This window comes from Xanthomonas sp. MLO165 (assembly GCF_018831305.1).
GTDB classification, from domain to species: Bacteria; Pseudomonadota; Gammaproteobacteria; order Xanthomonadales; family Xanthomonadaceae; genus Xanthomonas; species Xanthomonas arboricola.
The window spans coordinates 628,136-647,703 of the sequence record NZ_CP029263.1; the positions used below are offsets into that span (position 1 = coordinate 628,136).

The following is a 19,568-nucleotide window of genomic DNA, read 5'->3' on the forward strand; positions in this document are numbered from 1 at the left end:
CATGCCCGGCCGCCACGCACTGGTGTGGTTGCATCCCGGCGCGCGCTGGCAAGCGCTGACGCCGGGTGCGCAGCCACGGCTGCAGCAGTGGTTTGCCGCGGGTCTGCCGGCAGTGGTGGCGCGTGGCGATGGCAGCGAGGCGCCTGGCAGCCTGCGGCTGGGCGTGCCGTTGCCGCCAGACGAAGGCAAGCAACGCCTGGCCTTGAGCGCCGGCCTGGACGAGGTTGCGCGCAGCACCGCGCCGTTGGCGCTGGACGCGGTGATCGCAGCCGCACCCGCCGCAACGCAGCCTGCACTGCAGGCCTTGCTGACCCAGTGCAATGCCAACGCCCTGCAGCCGCGCGTCTTCGGCAGCTTTGCATGGCAGGCCCTGACCGGGCTTGCGTATGTGCATGCGCAATCGGATCTGGACCTGCTGTGGTCCATCGCCACACCCGAGCAGGCGCAGGCCGTGGTGACAGTGCTGCAGCGCTGGGAACAGCGCCACGGGCTGCGCGCAGACGGCGAACTGCTGCTGCCCGACGACACCGCGGTGAACTGGCGCGAGTACGCCGGCAGCGCGCAACAGGTCTTGGTGAAGTCCACCAACGGCTGCCGCTTGCTGCCGCGCAGCGCGCTGTTTCCGGTATGGAGCGCGGCATGAGCACGCTGGTTGAACGCACTGCCGATGCCAGGCGCTCCGTGACGCCTGGCAACGCGGTGGAGCGGCAGCGGCCAGTGACAGGAGCCAAACAAACGGGCATCGCACCATCCCTGGTTGATGCGACCAGCCAGTCGACGCACCTGATTCGTGCCGATCACGAATCGACGCTCGCACCGACACCGGCAGCAGCGCACGACGTACCGCCGCAGCCGCTACTGCACCTTGCCCCCGCAGGCGCTGGTTCGAACCGCGTGCATGCGCCATCGCGCGTTGCATGCACGCATGGCGAGCTGCAAGACAGTGCAGCCCGGCAACACGCATCGCATCCTGAAGCCGGCACCGCCAGCGCGCTGGCGCATCGGCTGGGGCGGCTGGCGGTCGCCGCCCTGCATGCGGAACTCGGCTGCGCGCCCAAGCCCGGCCTGGTCACGCCGTTCGACAGCGGCAGCCATGCCGATATGGACGCGTCGACATTCCTGCGCAGCCTGTTCGCCCTGCGCGGCTACTTCGTCGCGATTGCACAGGCCGGTATCGACAACGCGCCGTTCGAGCAATTGCGCCAGCTCGGCATCGCGGCCGAAGCGGCGATGCTGCGCAGCACCGGCGGCATCAATACCCACCGCGGTGCAATTTTCAGCCTGGGCCTGCTCACTGCGCAGGCGGCGCGCTTGCGTGCCGTGCATGGGCATGCCCCTGCCGGCGAAGCAGTCTGCAGCGCGGTGCAGGTCTGGCGCGATGCATTGCGGGCCGCGCCGCTGGATCCACACAGCAATGGCCAGCGCGTGCGCGCGGCGTTTCGGATCAGTGGCGTGCGCGAACAGGCCGCGGCCGGGTATCCATTGCTGCGCGAGATTGCACTGCCGTCACTGCGCAGTGCATTGCGCAGCGACGCCACGCGCGAGGCCGCACTGGCGCAGACCCTGATGCGCCTGATTGCCGAGGTCGACGATCTCAACCTGCTGCATCGCGGCGGGCAAGACGGGCTGGCTTACGCAAAGGCGCAGGCGCATGCGTTTCTGGCCGATGGCGGCATCGCGCAGCCGCAGTGGCGCGCATGCCTGCACGCGATCGGCGCGCAATTTGTCGCGCGTCGCCTGAGCCCGGGCGGCAGCGCCGATCTGCTGGCCTGCGCCTGGTTCCTGCACTGTCAGGAGATGGCATGAGCCTGTGTCGACCACTGGCAGCTGCGAAGGCAACGTTCATGCAGGCGTGTGGCGGCGCGGCCCTTCGCACTGTCTCAGTGAACGGCGTGCTTGTCCTGGTCACGGAACAAAATGCCCGCAGCGCGAATGAGGGTCACGCTCGCACAAGGCACAGCATGTTCTGCAAGCAGGCCACCGCATGACCCTGGCCGTGCTCTGTCCCGGCCAGGGTGGGCAGCACGCCGCGATGTTCGCGCGGGTTGCCGATGCGCCTGTCGCGGCCGAGGTAATCGCTGCTGCGAGCAAGGTGCTTGGCGCCTCGGCGCAAACGCTGGCCGCAGACAACTCCCGCTACACCAATGCCATTGCACAGCCGCTGGTCTGCGCCGGCACCCTGGCGCACTGGCAGGTGCTGCGTGCGCAGCTGCCCACGCCGGTGTTGGTGCTGGGCTACAGCGTCGGCGAGCTGGCCGCGCATGCGGTTGCCGGCAGCATGGAGATCGCCACCTGCTTGCAGCTGGCTGCCACCCGCGCGCGCCTGATGGATGCGGCCAGCCCGGACCATGCCGGCTTGATGGCGGTGCTCGGCCTGCCGCTGCGCACGCTGGAGACGCTGTGCCAGACGCATGGCGCGGCCATCGCCATCGTCAACGGCGACGACCACGCCGTGCTCGGTGGCCCGCAGGCGGCGCTGCAGGCACTGGGCGATGCAGCGCAGGCGCAGGGCGCACGCGTCACGCCGTTGCCGGTGAGCGTGCCGGCACATACGCCATGGTTGCGTACGGCCGCCGACGCCTTCGCCATCGAATTGAACAGCGCGGCGGTGCACGCGCCCAGGCTGCGCGTGCTCGCCGGCATCGATGCACGTGCCGTCACCACGCAGGCCCTGGTGGTGGACACGCTGGCCGCACAGATCGCGCAGACCGTGCGCTGGTCCGAGGTGCTGGTGCAGGCCGCCGAGCGCGGCGCGCGGGTGTTTCTCGAACTGGGGCCCGGTGGCGCACTGGCGCGCATGGCGCGCGAGCGCGTGCCGGGCTGCGAAGCGCGATCGGTCGACGAATTTCAGAGTACCCACGGTGTGGTCGAGTGGGTCAACGCCGCATGCGAGCGCGCGGCATGACGATTGAGCAGGTGCTGCACACGGCGTGACCCTTGGGTGGCGGGTGGCCATCCGTGCTGTACGCGTATCAGGTGTCTGGGAGGGCGCATGACCCCGCAAATTGCAACGATTCTTGGCTTGGTGATCATGTTCATCGTCGCCACCGCATTGCCCATCAACATGGGCGCGGTGGCCTTCGCGCTGGCCTTCATCATCGGCGGCGTGTGGGTGGGTCTGGACGGCAAGGAGGTGCTGGCCGGCTTTCCGGGCGACCTGTTCCTGACCCTGGTCGGCATCACCTATCTGTTCGCCATCGCGCAGAAGAACGGCACCATCGATCTGCTGGTGCACTGGGCGGTGCGCGCGGTGCGCGGGCGCATCGTCGCCATTCCCTGGGTGATGTTCGTCATCACCGGCCTGCTCACCGCCTTCGGTGCGCTCGGGCCGGCGGCGGTGGCCATCATCGGCCCGGTGGCGCTGCGCTTTGCCAAGCAGTACCGCATCAATCCCTTGATGATGGGCCTGCTGGTGATCCATGGCGCGCAGGGCGGCGGCTTTTCGCCGATCAGCGTGTATGGCGGCATCACCAACAAGGTGGTGGAAAAGGCTGGGCTGGACGTCACCGAGATGGCGGTGTTCCTCACCAGCCTGGGCTTCAACCTGATGATGGCGATCATCTGCTTCTGCGCCTTCGGCGGGCTCAAGCTGATGCGCCGGCAGGAGGTCTCGCTGGCCGATGCGCAGTATGTGGCGGTGGCCGACGACCAGGCCTCCAAGCGCCCGTTCGCGATCGAAGGGCATGGCTCGCTGGTGGCTGCCGGTGGCGGCACCCTGTCGACCAATCCGCTGGCGCTGGAGGCGGTCGCCATCACGCGCGATCGGGTGATCACGCTGGTCGGCCTGCTCGGCCTGGGCATCGCCGCGCTGGTCTACAACCTCAACGTCGGCCTGGTCTCGATCACCGTGGCGGTGGCATTGGCGCTGATCTCGCCCAGCGCGCAGAAGGGCGCGGTGGACGGCATCAGCTGGTCCACGGTGCTGTTGATCAGCGGCGTGGTCACCTATGTGGCGGTGCTGGAAAAGGCCGGTGCGGTGGACTACATCGGCACCGGCGTGTCGCATATCGGCATGCCGTTGCTGGGGGCGCTGCTGGTCTGCTACGTCGGCGGCATCGTTTCCGCATTCGCCTCGTCGGCGGCGGTGCTGGGCGCCACCATTCCGCTGGCGGTGCCGTTCCTGATGCAGGGCCAGCTTGGTGCGGCCGGGGTGATCTGCGCGCTGGCGGTATCGTCCACCATCGTCGATGTCAGCCCGTTCTCCACCAACGGTGCGTTGGTGGTGGCCTCGGCCGCCAAGGAAGAACGCGACGCGCTGTTCCGCCGTTTCCTGGTCTACAGCGGGCTGGTGGTGTTGCTGGGGCCGCTGGTGGCCTGGCTGCTGTTCGTGGTGCCGGGCTGGCTGTGATGCGGCCCGTGTCCGGCAGGGTGTCGGGGCGCCCCGGTAGAATGGGCGCCCCCACGCCAGCATCGACGACCCGCCTGCCATGACCCTCGCCCCTGATTCGCGCAACGCCAAGAAGCGCGTACCGCTGTACGAGGAAGTGGCCGAGCGCCTGCGCCAGAAAATCTACGACTACGCGCTGCCGCCGGGCGAATGGATCGACGAGCCGGCGCTGGCCGAGGAACTCGGCATCAGCCGCACCCCGCTGCGCGAGAGCCTCAAGCTGCTCGCCGCCGAAGGCCTGGTGCAGCTGGACGCCGGCCGCGGCAGCCGGGTCACGCGGCTGACCCTGGAAGACCTCAATCAGTTGTTCCCGGTGATGGCGATGCTGGAAGGCCGCTGCGCGCACGATGCGGTCAAGCGCATCGACGTGGCCGGCGTGCAACGCCTGGAAGAGCTGCACGCGGCAATGGAAGCTGCCGCCACCGCTGGCGACCTGGCCGAGTACTACCGCAACAATTACCTGATCCACGAGACCGTGCAGCAGTACGCCGGCAATCCGTGGTTGATCCGCGTCACCCACGATCTGCACCGCATCCTCAAGATGCACCGCGGCCGGCAGCTGTTGACGCCCGGACGCATGGCGCAGTCGCTGGCCGAGCACCGCGAGCTGATGGCCTGCGTGCGCCGCGGCGACGCCGAAGGCGCAGAGCGCACGATGCACGGGCATCTGCTAAGCCAGGGCCAGGCCTTGGCGGCGTACGTGGCAGCGGGTGGCATGTTGAACGTGCCGGCGCCCTTGCCGAGGGTGGGTGGGGTCTAGCAGTCGGCGCTGTCCGGGCGCATCACCCCGCGCACCGAGATCGCACCTTCCTTCTCCCACCGGGAGAAGGTGCCCGAAGGGCGGATGAGGGCACGCACGCAGCACCGGAAAGCTTCTCGCTCCTGCGAATCTCCAATCCCCAATCCCGCCGCCTACTCCCCGCCCAACGCAAGCAAGTCATCCACGCGTTCGATCACCCGCGTCTCAGCCAAGCCGGCAAACACGTCCGGATGCGCATAGCCCCACGCAACTGCAGCAAACGATAAGCCCACCGCTTGCGCCGCCTCCCAGTCGGCGACCTGATCGCCCACGTACACCGCCTGCGCTGCGGTATGCCCGGTGCTGCGCAACACGCGACGCAAGGCGCGCTGTTTGCCCAGCAGATGCGCACCGCCGTCGATCACTGCGAACTTCGCGCTCAGCTCCTCGCCCAGCGCGCGCTGCACATTCTCCACCGAGTTGGACGACACCAGGGCCAGGCAGGTGCCGCGGGCGTGAAGGGCCTGCAGCACCCCGGCAATGCCGTCGAACAAGGCCATCGGTGGGGCGGCACGCATCAGGCGGATGAAGTCGGCAGCCACCAGCGGGATGCGCCAGCTGCTCAGGCCCGATTGCTTGAGCAACTGGCGGGTGCTCAGGCGGCGTGCGGCGTCCACTTCATGTGCTTGCGCGGCGCGGAAGCCGTGCCGCTCGGCCAGTACGCGCTGCGTGCTCAGAAAGAAACCGAACGAGTCGGCCAGGGTGCCGTCGAAATCGAAGATGATCAGCTTGGGCATCGCAACGCAGGGATCAGGGCGTCATAGCCTAACCACTGCCGCGCACGCGCCATACGCAGACAGGCTCACCGATGTGCGCGCAGGCGAGGCGACACCGCAAAGCGATCGGCACAACCACTGCAATCATCGCCAGACGGCGCGCGTCCGATGCCGGGGTCGGCATGCACCTCTCGTATCCTTCTGCCGCGCGCGCCGTCTACATCCAGCCGGCGCCTGTTCGCTATGCGGCGCTGGCCGCGCTCAGGCCTCGGCGAAATGCGGCACGATCGGCGTATCGCCTTGCGCATGCTGTTCGATGACCTTGCGCTGCATCGCCGCCAGGTAGGCATCCAGCTCTTCGGTGGAGGCGAAGACATCGCTCAGCGGCACTGCCTTGACCATGTCGAAGACCTTGCGGATCTGCGGCTGCGGGTTGGTCACCAGCACCTTGCCCTGGCGCGTGGCCAGGGCCTTGCGCGCCTTGAAGATGCAGCGGATGCCGGCGCTGGAGATGTATTCCAGCGCGGTCAGGTCCAGCACCAGCGTGGTGATCAGGGTGCCCAGCAGCGGCGACAGCGCCGCGTCCAGATCCTGGTAGGTGTGGGTGTCCAGGCGCCCGGTCAGGATGACGCGTTGACGGGTGTCCTGCGGCGGGTCGATCTGAATGGCGAGCGTGGTCATGACAGTGCCTCGGGGACGGGGGCGTACGGGTGGAGCAGGGTGACGCGCACCACGTTGTATGCACCATCGCGGCGGTAGTCGATGTGATCGGCGAACTGATGCACCAGGAACAGCCCCAGCCCACCGATCGCGCGCTCGTCGAGCTCGGCACTCAGGTCCGGCATCGCGGCGGTGCTGGGGTCGAAGGCGCTGCCGGGGTCGTGCATCTCCAGCACCAGCGCCTGCGGATCCAGCTGCAGTTGCAGGCGCAGCGGCTGCTCGGCGCACTGGCCGTGGGTGAGCGCATTGCAGCCGAGCTCTTCCACGATCAGCCGCACCTGGCCGATGCGCTCGGCGTGCAGTCCTTCCAGCGTGAGCGAGTGTTCCAGCGCGTCGTTGGCGCCGGCTAGCTGGGCCAGCGAGGGCGCGATGGCCAGGTCGAGCTTCATCAGGTCGTTGCCTTTCCGGGTGCGTCCCGGCCAGCGTCTGCGACCCGCCCAGCATGCTCCTGGCGCAGCCGGATCGCCAGCAGGGTGATGTCGTCGTACGGGTCGGCCTGGCCGGTGAAGTGGGCGATGTTGGCGATCACCGCCTTGCACTGCGCCGCCGCGCTGCGGCGTGGCCGCAAGGCGCCGAGCAGGCGCTCCAGCCCGTAGCTAGCGCCCTGCTCGTCCATCGCCTCGGTCACCCCGTCGGTATAGCCCAGCAGCGTCTGCCCCGCGCTCATGCGGCCTTGCAGCACCGGGTAGGCCACCTGCGGCTCGATTCCCAGCGGCGCGCCGGTGTCCAGCGGCAACGGCCGCGCGCTGCCGTCGATGTCGATCAGCACCGGCGGCTCGTGGCCGGCACTGGCCAGCCAGTAGTCGCCGCTCACCACGTTGATCACCCCGCATAGCACCGTGGCGAACATGCAGGTGTCGTTGTTTTCCGCCAGCCGCGTGGAGGCGGCGATCAGGATGCTGTCCGGGCGCGTATGCCGGCGCGCGGCGATTTCCAGCACGCTCACCGCGCGCGCCATGAACAGGGCGGCCGGCACGCCCTTGTCGGACACATCGCCCACCACAAACCACAGCAGCCCCGGCTCGGTCTCGACGAAGTGGTAGAAGTCGCCGCCCACCGCCTTGGCCGGCTCCAGCCAGGCGCAGGTTTCCAGATGCGAACTGGCGCGGTCGAAGGTGCGCCCGGAGGGCAGCATCGCCTGCTGGATCTCGCGCGCAATCTGCAGCTCGCTGTGCATGCGCTCGCGCGCGGCGGTCATCTCGCCGATCTGCGCGATGTGGTCGCGGATCGCATCGCGCGCGCTGTCGAACGCACGCGCCATCACGCCCACCTCGTCGCGGCGTTCGATGTGCTGCAGCGGGTATGCGAATTCGCCACGGCGAAAGTGCTCGGCGGTATCGGTCAATTCCTCGATCGGGCGCGTCAGCTTGCGCGTGATCCGCCCCATCAGCCACCACCACACCACCGCGCCCAGCAACGCCGCCAGCGCCACCCACGCGGCCAGCCAGTTCAGGCCCGCCAGCACATAGCCTTCCGAGGCGGACAGCACAAAGGTCCAGCCGCTGCGCCCCACCGCCGCGCTATGGGTCAAAAAGCGCTCGCCATCCGGCGCGGTGTGCGCAAACGAGATCGGCTGGCCCGCCGCCACCGCGCGCTGCAACGGCAGCAGGTCGGGCCGCGAATGCGCCACGTAACGCTCCAGCGTGTAACGCAGGTTGAGCGCCGGGTCGGGGCTGAACACCAGCATGCCTTCGGGCGACAGCAGCATCGGCTGGATGCCGATGTCGCGCGGCAGCTGGTCGATGATCTCGCGCAGGTGCTGCAGCGGCAGGTCCACGCTGACCATGCCCACCGGTGCGGCATCCACCGCATCGCCCGGGCGGCGCAACGGCAGGTTGTAGCTGGTGTACAGCGCGTTGCCGCCATTGGCGTTGAGATACGGCTCGGACCACCACGCGCGGCCTTCGCGCTGGGTGCGCAGATACCACGGCATCGCGCGGTAGTCGTAGCCCAGGTCCTGCACCGATTTCTCTAGCACGCGCGTGCCGTCGCGATGCACGTACCAGACAAACCCGGTGTCGCGCGCCTTCTGCGTGCGCGGCTCGATGATCAACCGCGCCGCACCGATATCCGGGTCGCCGCTGAGCGTGGCCAGCAGCAGCGCGCGCAGATTGAACGGCTGCAGCCCCACCGCGCTGCTGCTGGCCGCCAGCGTGCGGCCGCTCACCTGCACCGAGTCCAGCATCGCCGCCAGGCTGCGTGCGGTCTGCTCGGTCAGGCCATCCACCTCGGTGCGCGCCGCCTCCACCAGCTCGGCGCGTGCGCCCAGGTAGAACACCGTGCCCAGCAACGCCAGCAACACCACCAGCACCGCGGTGGCGGCCAGCAACACGCGCATGCGCAGGCTGTGCCGCCAGTGCACCCGCGGGGTGACGGCCACGCTGTCGGCTGGCGATGTGGGACCCGTGGCGATGGCGCGCTTCCGTGGCGGCGGATGGCCCGATCATGGCAGTTTTGCGGGCGCCGGCAACCGGCTCACGGCCGCCTCATCCTCAGCTGCCGTAAATTGACCCCGGCGGGTCAAGCAAACTAGATTGACTCCCCCTATCGCCATGGAGGCCGGCCTTGCGCCAGATTCTGACCCCGAGCCTGCTGGCCCTTTTGCTTACGGCCTGTAACGCCCCGGAGACCAGCATGACCCAGACCCAATCCCCCGCAACCGAGGCCGCCGCAGAAGCCGACGTCGAGGCCGGTGGCCGCGGCCTTGCCAAGTTGAATCCCAACCCGCGCAAGGCCTACGAGGTCACGCTGACCCTGGACAAGGCGCCCGGCGCCTTCGGCCTGGTGCAGGGCGCGGCGCAGTACGACGTCAGCAACGAAGCCGAATGCGGCAAGATCCAGCCCGAAACCGGCACCGCCGGGCGCATCACCAGCCAGGAAGACTTCGCACTCAAGAAGATCTCCGACACCGAGTACCGCGGCACCGTCTATCTGGACCTGATGCAGGACGAGGACTATTACGGTCGCGGCGTCTGCCATTGGGAATTCAGCGGTGCCAGCGTGCTGCTGAAGGCCACCGGTGCAGAGGAAGAGACCCGCTTCCTGTCGTTTATCGAAGGCAAGACGGTGACTGCGCAGCAGCCACAGACGAAGTACTACTGGAAGGAAGGGTATCCGCGCTCGGAGTCCAAGAGCTTTCCGGACACCGGTGAGCTGAGCCCGGACAAATTCAAGCCGGAAATCCGCGACAATCTCTTCACCATCACATTGGCTGCCAAGGAAGTTGCGCCATGAGCATCCCATCGCCGCACTATGCGGGCTTGTCGGAAGATGTCTACAAGGATCGCGCCGTCGGCCGGCGCGCGCCAGGTCAGGAAGAAATCGTCGTGGTCGAGGGGCAGCGTTATGCGGTTCTCGACCACGTCAACAACAAGGCCACCGGCTATCAAGGCACCATCTACCGGCGTGAAGGCAGCGGCGACATCGTGGTCGCCCATCGCGGCACCGAGGGCGCGGTCAAGGACATTCTCACCGATGCGACCATGGTCACCTCGCGGACCAATCCGCAGGCAGCCGACGCGCTCGCGCTGACCAAAAACGCGATGGACATTGCCAAGGACGTCGGCAAGCGAACCGGGCACCAACCCGAAGTCACCGTCACCGGCCACTCCCTGGGCGGTGCGCTTGCGCAGGTCTCCGCGCACCACTACGACCTCAAGGGCGAAACCTTCAACGCCTACGGTGCAGCCAGCCTGAGTTACCGCATTCCCGAAGGCGGCAACAGCGTGATCAACCACGTGATGGCATCGGACCCGGTCAGCGCAGCCTCGCCGCATTTCGGGCAGGTGCGCATCTACGCCAAGCCGGATGAAATCGCTACGTTGAGCGGCGCCGGCTACAGCAACAGCAAGGCCAATTTCCTGATTCCCGACTACCCGCTGGTGGCGGCCGGCGGTTCGCTGGGCGCGCACAAGCTGGGCAACTTCCTGGGCGAGCATTCGGCGCTTACAGATCCCAACGCGCGTCCGCTTGCCGAAAAGAACGCGCGCATGATCGACGAATACCGCAGCGATGTGGACGGGCTGCGCACCGGCACCACCATCTTGACGCGCAGCGCGCGCGGCCTCGGCCAGGACGCCATCGACGCCATCCGCGGCCCGCTCGCTCCGGGCGAGCCTGCCAAGCGCGACGCACGCGAGCACGGCAACGAGCACACCTCGCTGCGTATCGACCAACCGGGGCATGTGGGCAATGCCCTGTTCCAGGACGCGCAGCGTGGCGTGCACGCACAGGACGCACGTGCAGGGCGCGCGCCCGACCAGCAAAGCGCCCAGTTGTCCGGCTCGCTCGCCTCGGAAATGCACGCCGCCGGCGGCCAGCGCATCGACGCGGTGATGATGAGCCCCGATGCCGCACGCACCTTCGCCGTGCAGGGCCGCGTGGACGACCCCGCGCAGCTGCGTGTCAGCGTGGAGACCATGACCGCGATGAACACCCCGCTGGAGCAGAGCAGCCAGCGCGTGGCCGACAACGCCGCACGCCAAGCGGTGGCGCTGGAGCAGCAGCAAACCCAGACCCAGCAACAACAGCAGGGCGCACGCGCGCTGGGCTGAGTGCGCTCATGCATGCATGGGCGTGGAGCGGCCGACAAAACGGCTGCGCAGCCGTCAGGTGGGCGCGGCCGTTGCCCGGAATCGGCATGGACCAATGGTTCACTGCAATGCCGGGCGCGCCATCCGCACCATCTGACGGCCGCTCGCTACGCGCTGGGAGCCGCGCTTGATGCGGTGACTGCGCCCGACCCGCAGTGCTGACGCGGCGGCGCTTCGATCTGCCAACTGCCGCCATCGCGTGGTGCACAGAAAAAACGCCGGCTTGCCCGGCGTTTTTCGTTTCGGTCGCTGCCGAGCCATGGACGCGAGCGTGTCGAGTGCGCCGAGCGGGCAGGGTAGCTGGAAGCCGGGCGGTCTTCACCCGTCGGGCTGCTGCTGCTGTCGAGCTGGAATCGCACTTTGCCGCGCAGCGCCGGTGACGGTGATCGAGCCAGGGGTGTCCTTACAGAATCAGCTGTCAGCCACAGCCACAGCCACAGCCACAGCCGCAGCCGCAGCCGCAGCCGCAGCCGCAGTCACGCAGCCGCAGTCACAGCACGGCCGCTGCGCGCGGTGAGCGGTGAGCGGCGTACGTACGGCGAGGGTGTGCGCTTCCAGCAACGCGCCCCGGTGCCGGGAAGTCGGCAGCACGTCGCCGCATCGCATCGAGCCCAGGTCTGCTTGTGCTGCCCTAACAGTCGACCACGCCTGTCACCTCAGCGACCGATCGCCAGTAACAGACCCGCTGCGCACTATCGCGCCGGTTTTCTGTTGCACCCGCACAACAATGCGCTGGCGAAAATATCGCCAGTTCGCTGGCGCAAGGTGTTTGCCGCCGCGAGATATGCCGCAACCACGCAGCAGCTATAGCGAGCGCGACCGCATTACGCCGCCGTGCTGCAATCGCCACCGTTTCGCGGCGTGTCTGGCCGCTGCGGGCAGCGCCGTATCGCCACAGGCATGCGGCGAATTCAGGGGGATCAGGCAGGGCGCCATGCGGCGCGACATCCATCGATCAAGGGAGAGGGTTCATGCACGTTTTTCGCAAGGGGTACCACCGTTTGCTGCTGGTGCTGTTGCTGGGTGGCATTAGCGCCGGCGCCGGCGCGCAGGGCATCGCCAAGGGCGCCGATGTCAGCTGGCTCAACCAGCAGGCCGCGGCCAACCCGCCGCAGGTGTTTCGCGATGCGGCCGGCAACACCACCGACTTCATCAAGCTGTTCAAGAATGTGGGCGGCAACGCCATCCGTCTGCGCGTGTGGGTCAACCCGTCCGGCGGCTGGAACGATGGCCGCGACACCCTGGACAAGGCCAAGCGCGCCGCCGCGCAGGGCATGCGCATCATGATCGACTTCCACTACAGCGACAGCTGGGCCGACCCCGGCAAGCAGACCAAGCCGGCCGCCTGGGCGGGCCACTCCGTCGCCCAGCTCAATACCGATGTCTACAGCCACACCCAGGGCATCCTCAAATACCTCAAGGACAACGGCATTACCGTCAGCTGGGTGCAGGTGGGCAACGAGATCAACAGCGGCATGCTGTGGAACGAGGGCAAGACGCCCAACTTCGCCACGCTGGGCCAGTTCATCAACAGCGGCTACAACGCCACCAAGGCGGTGTATCCCAACGCCAAGGTCATCGTGCACCTGGCCAACGGCTACGACAACGCCAACTTCCGCTGGTTCTTCGACAACCTGCGCTCGGCCGGCGGCAAGTGGGATGTCATCGGCATGTCGCATTACCCGCCGGTCGGCAGCTGGCAGGACTACAACAACCGCCTGGACACCAACATGCGCGACATGATCTCCCGCTACGGCAGCGACGTGATCGTGGCCGAGGTCGGCATGGACTGGCAGCAGGCCGCCACCACCCGCGCCATGCTCACCAACCTGCTCAGCCGCAGCAGCGCCATCGGATCGCGCGTGCTCGGCATCTTCTACTGGGAGCCCAACGCCTACCCCGGCTGGCAGGGCTACACCATGGGCGCGGTCAACAACAACGGCCAGCTGACCGAAGCGCTACAAGCCTTCTGACCACCACCCCCACCGCCGTAGGAGCGCACCCGGGCGCGACGGGCTTTACCGGTAACGCCCCTCGCGCCCTGGTGCGCTCCTACGGGGTATGCGTGTCGGTCCATTCCGGCCAATGGCCCTTATCCTTTGGTCGTATACCGGCAGCGCCCGCTGCACCAGATCGTCGTCCCAAGCGGCATCGGTGCACCACCCACGCACAACACCGTCCCATTCCATACGCACCCGTAGCGAGGAATGGCAACAGGTGCGTGCGGTACACTTGGGGGTTCACGAATTCACGATGTCGACACACCCGCGGGGTGTGTCCCCCCGGGAGCGCTAATGAACTGGTTGAACGAAGTGCTGCACAACGATCCGAACCCGCTTGAGACGCAGGAGTGGCTCGAATCGATCAAGGCCGTCATCGACGTCGAAGGCCCGGAGCGCGCCCATCAGCTGCTGGAAGGCATGGTCGAACAGACCCGCCGCGCCGGCGCTTACCTGCCGTTCTCGCCCACCACCGAGTACGTCAACACCATCGCACCGGCCAACGAGGCCAAGAACCCCGGCGACTCCGCGCTGGAGTGGAAGATCCGCTCGATCATCCGCTGGAACGCCATGGCCACCGTCGTGCGGGCCAACCGCAAGCCGGGCGACCTGGGCGGCCACATCGCCTCGTTCGCCTCCAGCGCCACGCTGTACGACGTGGGCTTCAACCACTTCTGGCGCGCGCCCAGCGACCAGCACCCGGGCGATCTGCTGTTCATCCAGGGCCATAGCGCCCCGGGCGTCTACGCCCGCGCCTTCCTGGAAGGCCGCATCAGCGAAGCCCAGCTGGACAACTTCCGCATGGAAGTGGACGGCCAGGGCATCTCCTCCTACCCGCACCCGTGGCTGATGCCCGAGTTCTGGCAGACCCCCACCGTGTCGATGGGCCTGGGCCCGCTGGCCGCCATCTACCAGGCGCAGTTCATGCGCTACCTGGAAAACCGCGGCCTGATCGAGAAGTCCGACCGCAAGGTGTGGTGCTTCATCGGCGACGGCGAGAGCGACGAGCCGGAAACCCTCGGCGCCATCGCGCTGGCCGGACGCGAAGGCCTGGACAACCTGATCTTCGTGGTCAACTGCAACCTGCAGCGCCTGGACGGCCCGGTGCGCGGCAACGGCAAGATCATCCAGGAGCTGGAAGGCGTGTTCCGTGGCGGCGGCTGGAACGTCATCAAGCTGCTCTGGGGCGGCTACTGGGACGCGCTGCTGGCCAAGGACACCGACGGTGTGCTGCGCAAGCTGATGATGGAAACCGTCGACGGCGAATACCAGAACTGCAAGGCCTTCGGCGGCGCCTACACGCGCGCCAACTTCTTCGGCAAGTACCCGGAGACCGCGGCCATGGTCGCCGGCCTGTCCGACGACGACATCTGGCGCCTGAACCGTGGCGGCCACGACCCGCACAAGGTGTACGCCGCCTACCACCAGGCCGTGAACACCAAGGGCATGCCCACCGTGATCCTGGCCAAGACGGTCAAGGGCTACGGCATGGGCTCGGCCGGTGAGGCGCTCAACCCCACCCACCAGACCAAGAAGCTGGACGACGCGGCGGTCAAGCACTTCCGCGACCGCTTCAACATCCCGGTGACCGACGCCCAGCTGGAAGACGGCCAGGTGCCGTTCTACCACCCCGGCGAAGATTCCCCGGAAGTGCAGTACCTGAAGGAGCGCCGCAACGTGCTGGGCGGCTTCCTGCCCTCGCGCCGTCCCAAGGCCAGCAAGTCGTTCGTGGCGCCCACGCTCGACAAGTTCGAGCGCCTGCTCAAGGACAGCGGCGAGCGCAGCTATTCCACCACCATGTCCTTCGTGCAGAGCCTCAACATCGCCCTGCGCGACAAGGAACTGGGCCCGCGCATCGTGCCGATCGTGGCCGATGAGGCGCGCACCTTCGGCATGGAAGGCATGTTCCGCCAGATCGGCATCTATGCCCCGTTCGGCCAGAAGTACAAGCCGGTCGACGCCGACCAGCTGATGTACTACCGCGAAGACCAGACCGGCCAGGTGCTGCAGCAGGGCATCAGCGAGCCGGGCGCCATCGCCTCGTGGATGGCCGCCGGCACCAGCTACTCGGTCTCCGACGTGCCGATGCTGCCGTTCTACATCTACTACTCCATGTTCGGCTTCCAGCGCGTGGGCGACATCGCCTGGCAGGCAGCGGACATGCGCACGCGTGGCTTCCTGCTCGGCGGCACCGCCGGCCGCACCACGCTCAACGGCGAAGGCCTGCAGCACGAAGACGGCTTCAGCCAGGTCATCGCCGGCTCCATCCCGAACGTGCGTAGCTACGACCCGACCTTCGGCTTCGAAGTCACCGTCATCATGCAGCACGGCATGAAGGCGATGATGGAAGACCAGATCGACGAGTACTACTACATCACCCTGATGAACGAGAACTACGCCCACCCCGGCATGCCGGACGGCGCAGCCGAGGGCATCATCAAGGGCATGTACCTGTTGAAGGACGCCGGCAAGCCCAAGAAGGGCGAGCTGCGCGTGCAGCTGCTGGGCAGCGGCACCATCCTGCGCGAGGCCATTGCCGCCGCCGAGCTGCTGGACAAGGACTTCGGCGTCACCGCCGACATCTGGTCCTGCCCCAGCCTCAACGAAGTGCGCCGCGACGGCTACGCCGTGGAACGCTGGAACCGCCTGCACCCGGAGGCCGAACAGCGCAAGCCCTATGTCACCCAGCTGCTGGAAGGACGCCAGGGCCCGGCCATCGCTGCCACCGACTACGTGCGCGCCTTCGCCGACCAGATCCGCGCCTTCGTCCCGATGACCTACACCGTGCTCGGCACGGATGGGTTCGGTCGTTCGGATACGCGTGCCAACCTGCGCCGGTTCTTCGAAGTGGACCGCTACTACATCGCGCATGCGGCGATTGCCGCGCTGGCGAAGGATGGCAAGATGACGGGCAAGGACGTGGCCCGGGCGATCAAGCAGTACAAGATTGATCCTGAGAAGGCGAATCCGGTTGGGGTTTGAGGTTGTTAACTCACCGGGAAAATAAAAGGGCGGCCGAAAGGCCGCCTTTTTACTAAAAAATTTCGTTAATATTTTAGAGTCAATGTGTCGATTTTCGTTGGGCCCATAAAATCTAGAAATTTTCTTCCATTACTTTAGCTTTAGTGCAAATTGGATCCGATTCGCTAATCGCACTAAGTTGTTCAACTATTCGCTTCATTACCACTGCGCAAACACCATTTCCGCATACACGTACTTTTTCGCGGCGTGTGCCAATCATAAGGCGATGTTCCTCCGGAAGTGACATGGCCCTGGCTAGCTCTGAAGGCTGTAGCATTCTCATTTGCCAGCGATTACTTTGCTTCTTGACATACGCAAATCGGTCAATCGTGGTGATTGTTCGTAAAGGTGTGTCTAGTGATTGCCATGATTTGTCGCCACCTGAGCCATAATAAACTACCAAAAATTCGCTGTTTGGTCCTAATGTAGAAATGGCATCTTTTACCCGTTTTTTTGTGGCATCAGCCCGTCCCTCCACAAAAACAGGTTTCATCGTCCAAGTTCCGGGAGGGTCGAGTATGTCACGCACAGTTTTTCGCTGTACCCTATCGGGCGGAGAGATTTTTGGGGGCGTTTTTTCTAAGCCACCAACCAAAAATAGCCTGACTCTGCTTTGAGCAGCGCCATAATCGGCTGAGTTAATAAGATTCTCTGATATCTCATATCCAATATTTTTTAATTTTTGGAGGAGTTCGGAGTATCTGTGCCAGGATTTCATCTCCTTGACATTTTCTATGACGAACCAGCTTGGTTTTAGTGACTGGATCCAGTCAACCGTATGCATTGCAGTTTCTTTGCTGGATTCATCTCTCGGCGCAGAGCCCTTAGCTACAGAGTGATTGGTGCATTCCGGAGAGGCAATCAATAAGTCGAGAGATCTAGCATCGCAATAGTCAAGTGGATTAACTCGCTCTATTCGATCATTGATTACGATAGCGTCTGGAAAATTGTCACGGTACGTGCGGCAGGCTATGTCCCATAGGTCTACCGCCACAAGCGGCCTCAGCCCTGCTTGCACCGCCCCACGAGCTCCGAGGCCCCCGCCACAAAAAAGATCGACAAATGTATTCATAGAAGGAATGATAGCTTAAGATCTAATGCTGGAAGCTACTGTTTGTAATAAAAAGCCATGTAGGGGAGAGGGAAGTGGCAAAGCTAAGACCGCGAGCAAGGATTGTACGCACGATTGGTGACCAGCTAATAAGTGGTCCGGAAGCGGCACTAATTGAGCTGGTTAAGAATGCATTTGATGCGGATTCGCCTTGGGTAAAGATTAAAATCATACCTCGCTCCGATAGCTCCCTTGAGACGACTGGGATTATTTATGTTGCGGATGCAGGGCATGGAATGTCTGCGGATGATCTCATAAGTAAATGGCTAGAGCCTGCTACAACAGATAAAGTGGAGCGTAAAAGTAGTCCGGGAAATCGTCGTCTTCTTGGAGCGAAAGGGGTCGGGAGATTTGCGACCGCGCGTCTTGGGCGTTTCCTTAGCTTAACTTGCGCTAAGAAATCTTCTGATGCTCTTGAAGTGAGTGAGATAAATATTGATTGGAATGAATTCGAAGAAAACAAGTACCTTGATGAAATAAATATTGACGTTCAGACACGGGTCGGACAAGCGGGTGGAACGCCTGGGGTATGGTTGAAAATTTCTGGCCTCAGAGATGATTGGACAAAAGCCCAGCTTGAGTTACTTGTCCGCGAGCTACGAAGGCTGGCATCTCCCGACGAAGCACGTCATCGCGGATTCAAAATATTTCTAGATATATCCGAATTTTCAAAAGACGGGCATGGATTCGACGGGCCTTCCCTCCTTGGCGGTTTGTTTAAGACTGAAGATGAGTTCGATGCTGACGATATCTCAGAGATCAAGCCATTCTCCATAGGTGATGTTTACCATTATCGCCTTGAGGGCAGCTTTGATAAGTCTGGTGCTTTTGATGGGGCTTTTATAAATCAGCGCGCCGATGGGCAAAAAAGAAATATTTCGATTCCAGCTTCTGCTCTTGCTGAGGATGAAAGAACATGCGGGCCTGTGTCGATAGCGCTGAATATATATGATCGCGAGGGCGATGCGATCGTAGATTTACTCAAAAAGCTTGGGCTTGGCTCTGTAGGGCGAATGGACGCGAGAAAAATACTTGATGAGAATATCGGTGTTGGAATTTATAGGAATGGCTTCAGAATTAGGCCTTACGGAGATGCGGACTCGGATTGGCTAGAGCTCGAGAGAAAACGTGTTCAGAATCCCTCCCAGAAGCTAGGACTTAACCAACTTTGGGGTGTTATTAGCATCTGTGATGAGCAAATTTCAGGCCTCGTTGAAAGAAGTAGCCGTGAAGGGTTGGAGCATAATGGGTCTTTCCTTCGGCTTCGTAATTTGATAGCTGATGTCATGACTCGTGTGGAAGCATTTAGAGTTGAGTTTAGGGAGATGGTCGGGATCAGCCGGCGGCCTGATGGAGATACCGGCGGAATACGGACTCAAGCAACCCTCCAAGCGACTACTAAAGCGATCGCTTCACTCCCACCCCAGTACAGAGATCGTATCCAAAGAGCTCTTAAGCAAGAAAGTGCAGCACTTCGAAATTCACTTGAGGAGCTAGAGGCTTATCAGCATAAACTTGCTGCTCAATCAAGTCTCGGGCTAGTGGTCTCGCAGATGCTACATGATGGTCGTCGTTTTCTGGGGGACATAAATACACGTTCTAAATTACTTGCTGATGGAGCGCCGCGGCTGCTCGAAGAAAGTGCTTTCGGTATTACTTTCCGCGACTCATTTGGCAAAAATGCACGACTAATAAATGATTCTGCGGGTCATTTAACCAAGCTGTTCAAGGCCCTAGACCCGTTGGCGAGTCGCAAGAGAGGTAGGCCAAAGTCACTTAATCCAATGGATGTAGTCGATAGGTGTCTTGGCTTTTTCTCAGATTCGATGCTAGAGCATAAAATTGAAGTGAAAAAAGATCCGCGAAACGATCTGTTAGAAGCGACGGTCTATGAAGCTGACCTGATGGCAGCTATATTAAATATATTGGATAATGCGGTGCATTGGCTTAGTGTGAGCCCCGTTTCCCCTAGGCAAATAAAAATTCAAATTGGCTCCTCAAAAAAATTTATTAGAGTGGCTGTCTCAAACAATGGCCCGCCTATAGATTCAAACTTGGCGTTGAATTTGTTTAAGCCTGGATTTACCTTGAAGTCGGAGGGGTCTGGGCTGGGCCTTGCTATAGCTCGGGAGGCTATGTCCGCAAGCAAAGGCAAGGTTGAATACGATATGGATGCGGATTTAACAACTTTTGTTGTGCAAATTCAAAAAAGTTAAAATTGG

At 63.8% G+C, this 19,568-nt stretch carries 15 protein-coding genes and 2 other RNA genes; 12 read left to right on the forward strand and 5 right to left on the reverse strand.

Features of this window, described 5'->3' with window-relative positions; translation table 11 throughout:
• Position 1: 1 nt before the first annotated feature.
• From mdcG to DGN21_RS02745, 5 genes are all read left to right on the forward strand, one after another.
• Positions 2-643: a malonate decarboxylase holo-[acyl-carrier-protein] synthase gene (gene mdcG / locus DGN21_RS02725; protein ID WP_047128013.1), complete on the forward strand. Its 642-nt coding sequence runs from the start codon at positions 2-4 to the stop codon at positions 641-643.
• Positions 644-993: 350 nt separating this feature from the next.
• Positions 994-1,806, forward strand: coding sequence for a triphosphoribosyl-dephospho-CoA synthase MdcB (mdcB, locus tag DGN21_RS02730; RefSeq protein ID WP_184578218.1), 813 nt, complete (start codon positions 994-996; stop codon positions 1,804-1,806).
• A gap of 178 nt (positions 1,807-1,984) precedes the next feature.
• Entirely contained in the window at positions 1,985-2,905 is a 921-nt protein-coding gene (gene mdcH, locus DGN21_RS02735) for a malonate decarboxylase subunit epsilon (protein WP_160954860.1), read from the forward strand.
• Between the two features lie 87 nt (positions 2,906-2,992).
• Entirely contained in the window at positions 2,993-4,348 is a 1,356-nt protein-coding gene (locus tag DGN21_RS02740; protein WP_024937865.1) for an SLC13 family permease, read from the forward strand.
• A gap of 79 nt (positions 4,349-4,427) precedes the next feature.
• Entirely contained in the window at positions 4,428-5,147 is a 720-nt protein-coding gene (locus DGN21_RS02745) for a GntR family transcriptional regulator (protein ID WP_065032179.1), read from the forward strand.
• A 152-nt stretch (positions 5,148-5,299) separates the two neighbouring features.
• Here DGN21_RS02745 and DGN21_RS02750 read toward each other — a convergent pair whose 3' ends face one another.
• Entirely contained in the window at positions 5,300-5,923 is a 624-nt protein-coding gene (locus DGN21_RS02750) for an HAD hydrolase-like protein (protein WP_160954859.1), read from the reverse strand.
• 161 nt (positions 5,924-6,084) lie between these two features.
• Here DGN21_RS02750 and DGN21_RS02755 point away from each other — a divergent pair.
• A non-coding RNA gene (locus DGN21_RS02755) (sX9 sRNA) lies at positions 6,085-6,159 on the forward strand.
• A gap of 4 nt (positions 6,160-6,163) precedes the next feature.
• Here the strand turns inward: DGN21_RS02755 and DGN21_RS02760 are convergent.
• The 3 genes from DGN21_RS02760 to DGN21_RS02770 are packed head-to-tail and all read right to left on the reverse strand — an operon-like array spanning position 6,164 to position 8,960.
• Positions 6,164-6,583, reverse strand: coding sequence for an STAS domain-containing protein (locus DGN21_RS02760; protein WP_005923815.1), 420 nt, complete (start codon positions 6,581-6,583; stop codon positions 6,164-6,166).
• Entirely contained in the window at positions 6,580-7,011 is a 432-nt protein-coding gene (locus DGN21_RS02765; RefSeq protein WP_039523217.1) for an ATP-binding protein, read from the reverse strand. Before DGN21_RS02765 ends, DGN21_RS02760 begins: the two co-directional genes overlap by 4 nt.
• The gene (locus DGN21_RS02770; RefSeq protein ID WP_202397483.1) at positions 7,011-8,960 is read right to left on the reverse strand and encodes a SpoIIE family protein phosphatase; all 1,950 of its coding nucleotides are present in this window, start codon (positions 8,958-8,960) and stop codon (positions 7,011-7,013) included. Before DGN21_RS02770 ends, DGN21_RS02765 begins: the two co-directional genes overlap by 1 nt.
• 296 nt (positions 8,961-9,256) lie before the next feature.
• On the opposite strand from DGN21_RS02770, the gene DGN21_RS02775 reads away from it, so the two are divergent.
• The 5 genes from DGN21_RS02775 (at position 9,257) to aceE (ending at position 16,196) form a co-directional block, all read left to right on the forward strand.
• The gene (locus DGN21_RS02775) at positions 9,257-9,856 is read left to right on the forward strand and encodes a hypothetical protein (RefSeq protein WP_047126145.1); all 600 of its coding nucleotides are present in this window, start codon (positions 9,257-9,259) and stop codon (positions 9,854-9,856) included.
• Positions 9,853-11,175 carry an XVIPCD domain-containing protein gene (locus tag DGN21_RS02780; protein ID WP_102250910.1) on the forward strand — a complete coding sequence of 441 codons (1,323 nt, stop codon included), beginning with the start codon at positions 9,853-9,855 and terminating at the stop codon, positions 11,173-11,175. Before DGN21_RS02775 ends, DGN21_RS02780 begins: the two co-directional genes overlap by 4 nt.
• An 86-nt stretch (positions 11,176-11,261) precedes the next feature.
• A non-coding RNA gene (locus DGN21_RS02785) (sX9 sRNA) lies at positions 11,262-11,337 on the forward strand.
• Positions 11,338-12,185: 848 nt separating this feature from the next.
• Positions 12,186-13,187 (forward strand): arabinogalactan endo-1,4-beta-galactosidase, encoded by a 1,002-nt coding sequence (locus tag DGN21_RS02790; RefSeq protein ID WP_126965227.1) that lies wholly within the window; start codon positions 12,186-12,188, stop codon positions 13,185-13,187.
• Between the two features lie 321 nt (positions 13,188-13,508).
• Complete coding sequence (gene aceE, locus DGN21_RS02795; RefSeq protein ID WP_024937855.1) at positions 13,509-16,196, forward strand: pyruvate dehydrogenase (acetyl-transferring), homodimeric type; 2,688 nt, start codon at positions 13,509-13,511, stop codon at positions 16,194-16,196.
• Positions 16,197-16,308: 112 nt separating this feature from the next.
• Here aceE and DGN21_RS02800 read toward each other — a convergent pair whose 3' ends face one another.
• Positions 16,309-17,307, reverse strand: coding sequence for a DNA cytosine methyltransferase (locus DGN21_RS02800; protein ID WP_160954858.1), 999 nt, complete (start codon positions 17,305-17,307; stop codon positions 16,309-16,311).
• 74 nt (positions 17,308-17,381) lie between these two features.
• Between DGN21_RS02800 and DGN21_RS02805 the strand changes: the two genes are divergently transcribed.
• Positions 17,382-19,562: a sensor histidine kinase gene (locus DGN21_RS02805; RefSeq protein ID WP_160954857.1), complete on the forward strand. Its 2,181-nt coding sequence runs from the start codon at positions 17,382-17,384 to the stop codon at positions 19,560-19,562.
• Positions 19,563-19,568 lie beyond the last annotated feature (6 nt).

What these genes read in the sequence shown, in the direction of transcription:
- mdcG (WP_047128013.1), top strand. Translation starts at nt 2, where the DNA reads ATGCCCGGCCGCCACGCACTGGTGTGGTTGCATCCCGGCGCGCGCTGG.
- mdcH (WP_160954860.1), top strand. Translation starts at nt 1,985, where the DNA reads ATGACCCTGGCCGTGCTCTGTCCCGGCCAGGGTGGGCAGCACGCCGCG.
- DGN21_RS02740 (WP_024937865.1), top strand. Translation starts at nt 2,993, where the DNA reads ATGACCCCGCAAATTGCAACGATTCTTGGCTTGGTGATCATGTTCATC.
- DGN21_RS02745 (WP_065032179.1), top strand. Translation starts at nt 4,428, where the DNA reads ATGACCCTCGCCCCTGATTCGCGCAACGCCAAGAAGCGCGTACCGCTG.
- DGN21_RS02750 (WP_160954859.1), bottom strand. Translation starts at nt 5,923, where the DNA reads ATGCCCAAGCTGATCATCTTCGATTTCGACGGCACCCTGGCCGACTCG.
- DGN21_RS02760 (WP_005923815.1), bottom strand. Translation starts at nt 6,583, where the DNA reads ATGACCACGCTCGCCATTCAGATCGACCCGCCGCAGGACACCCGTCAA.
- DGN21_RS02765 (WP_039523217.1), bottom strand. Translation starts at nt 7,011, where the DNA reads ATGAAGCTCGACCTGGCCATCGCGCCCTCGCTGGCCCAGCTAGCCGGC.
- DGN21_RS02770 (WP_202397483.1), bottom strand. Translation starts at nt 8,960, where the DNA reads ATGCGCGTGTTGCTGGCCGCCACCGCGGTGCTGGTGGTGTTGCTGGCG.
- DGN21_RS02775 (WP_047126145.1), top strand. Translation starts at nt 9,257, where the DNA reads ATGACCCAGACCCAATCCCCCGCAACCGAGGCCGCCGCAGAAGCCGAC.
- DGN21_RS02780 (WP_102250910.1), top strand. Translation starts at nt 9,853, where the DNA reads ATGAGCATCCCATCGCCGCACTATGCGGGCTTGTCGGAAGATGTCTAC.
- DGN21_RS02790 (WP_126965227.1), top strand. Translation starts at nt 12,186, where the DNA reads ATGCACGTTTTTCGCAAGGGGTACCACCGTTTGCTGCTGGTGCTGTTG.
- aceE (WP_024937855.1), top strand. Translation starts at nt 13,509, where the DNA reads ATGAACTGGTTGAACGAAGTGCTGCACAACGATCCGAACCCGCTTGAG.
- DGN21_RS02800 (WP_160954858.1), bottom strand. Translation starts at nt 17,307, where the DNA reads ATGAATACATTTGTCGATCTTTTTTGTGGCGGGGGCCTCGGAGCTCGT.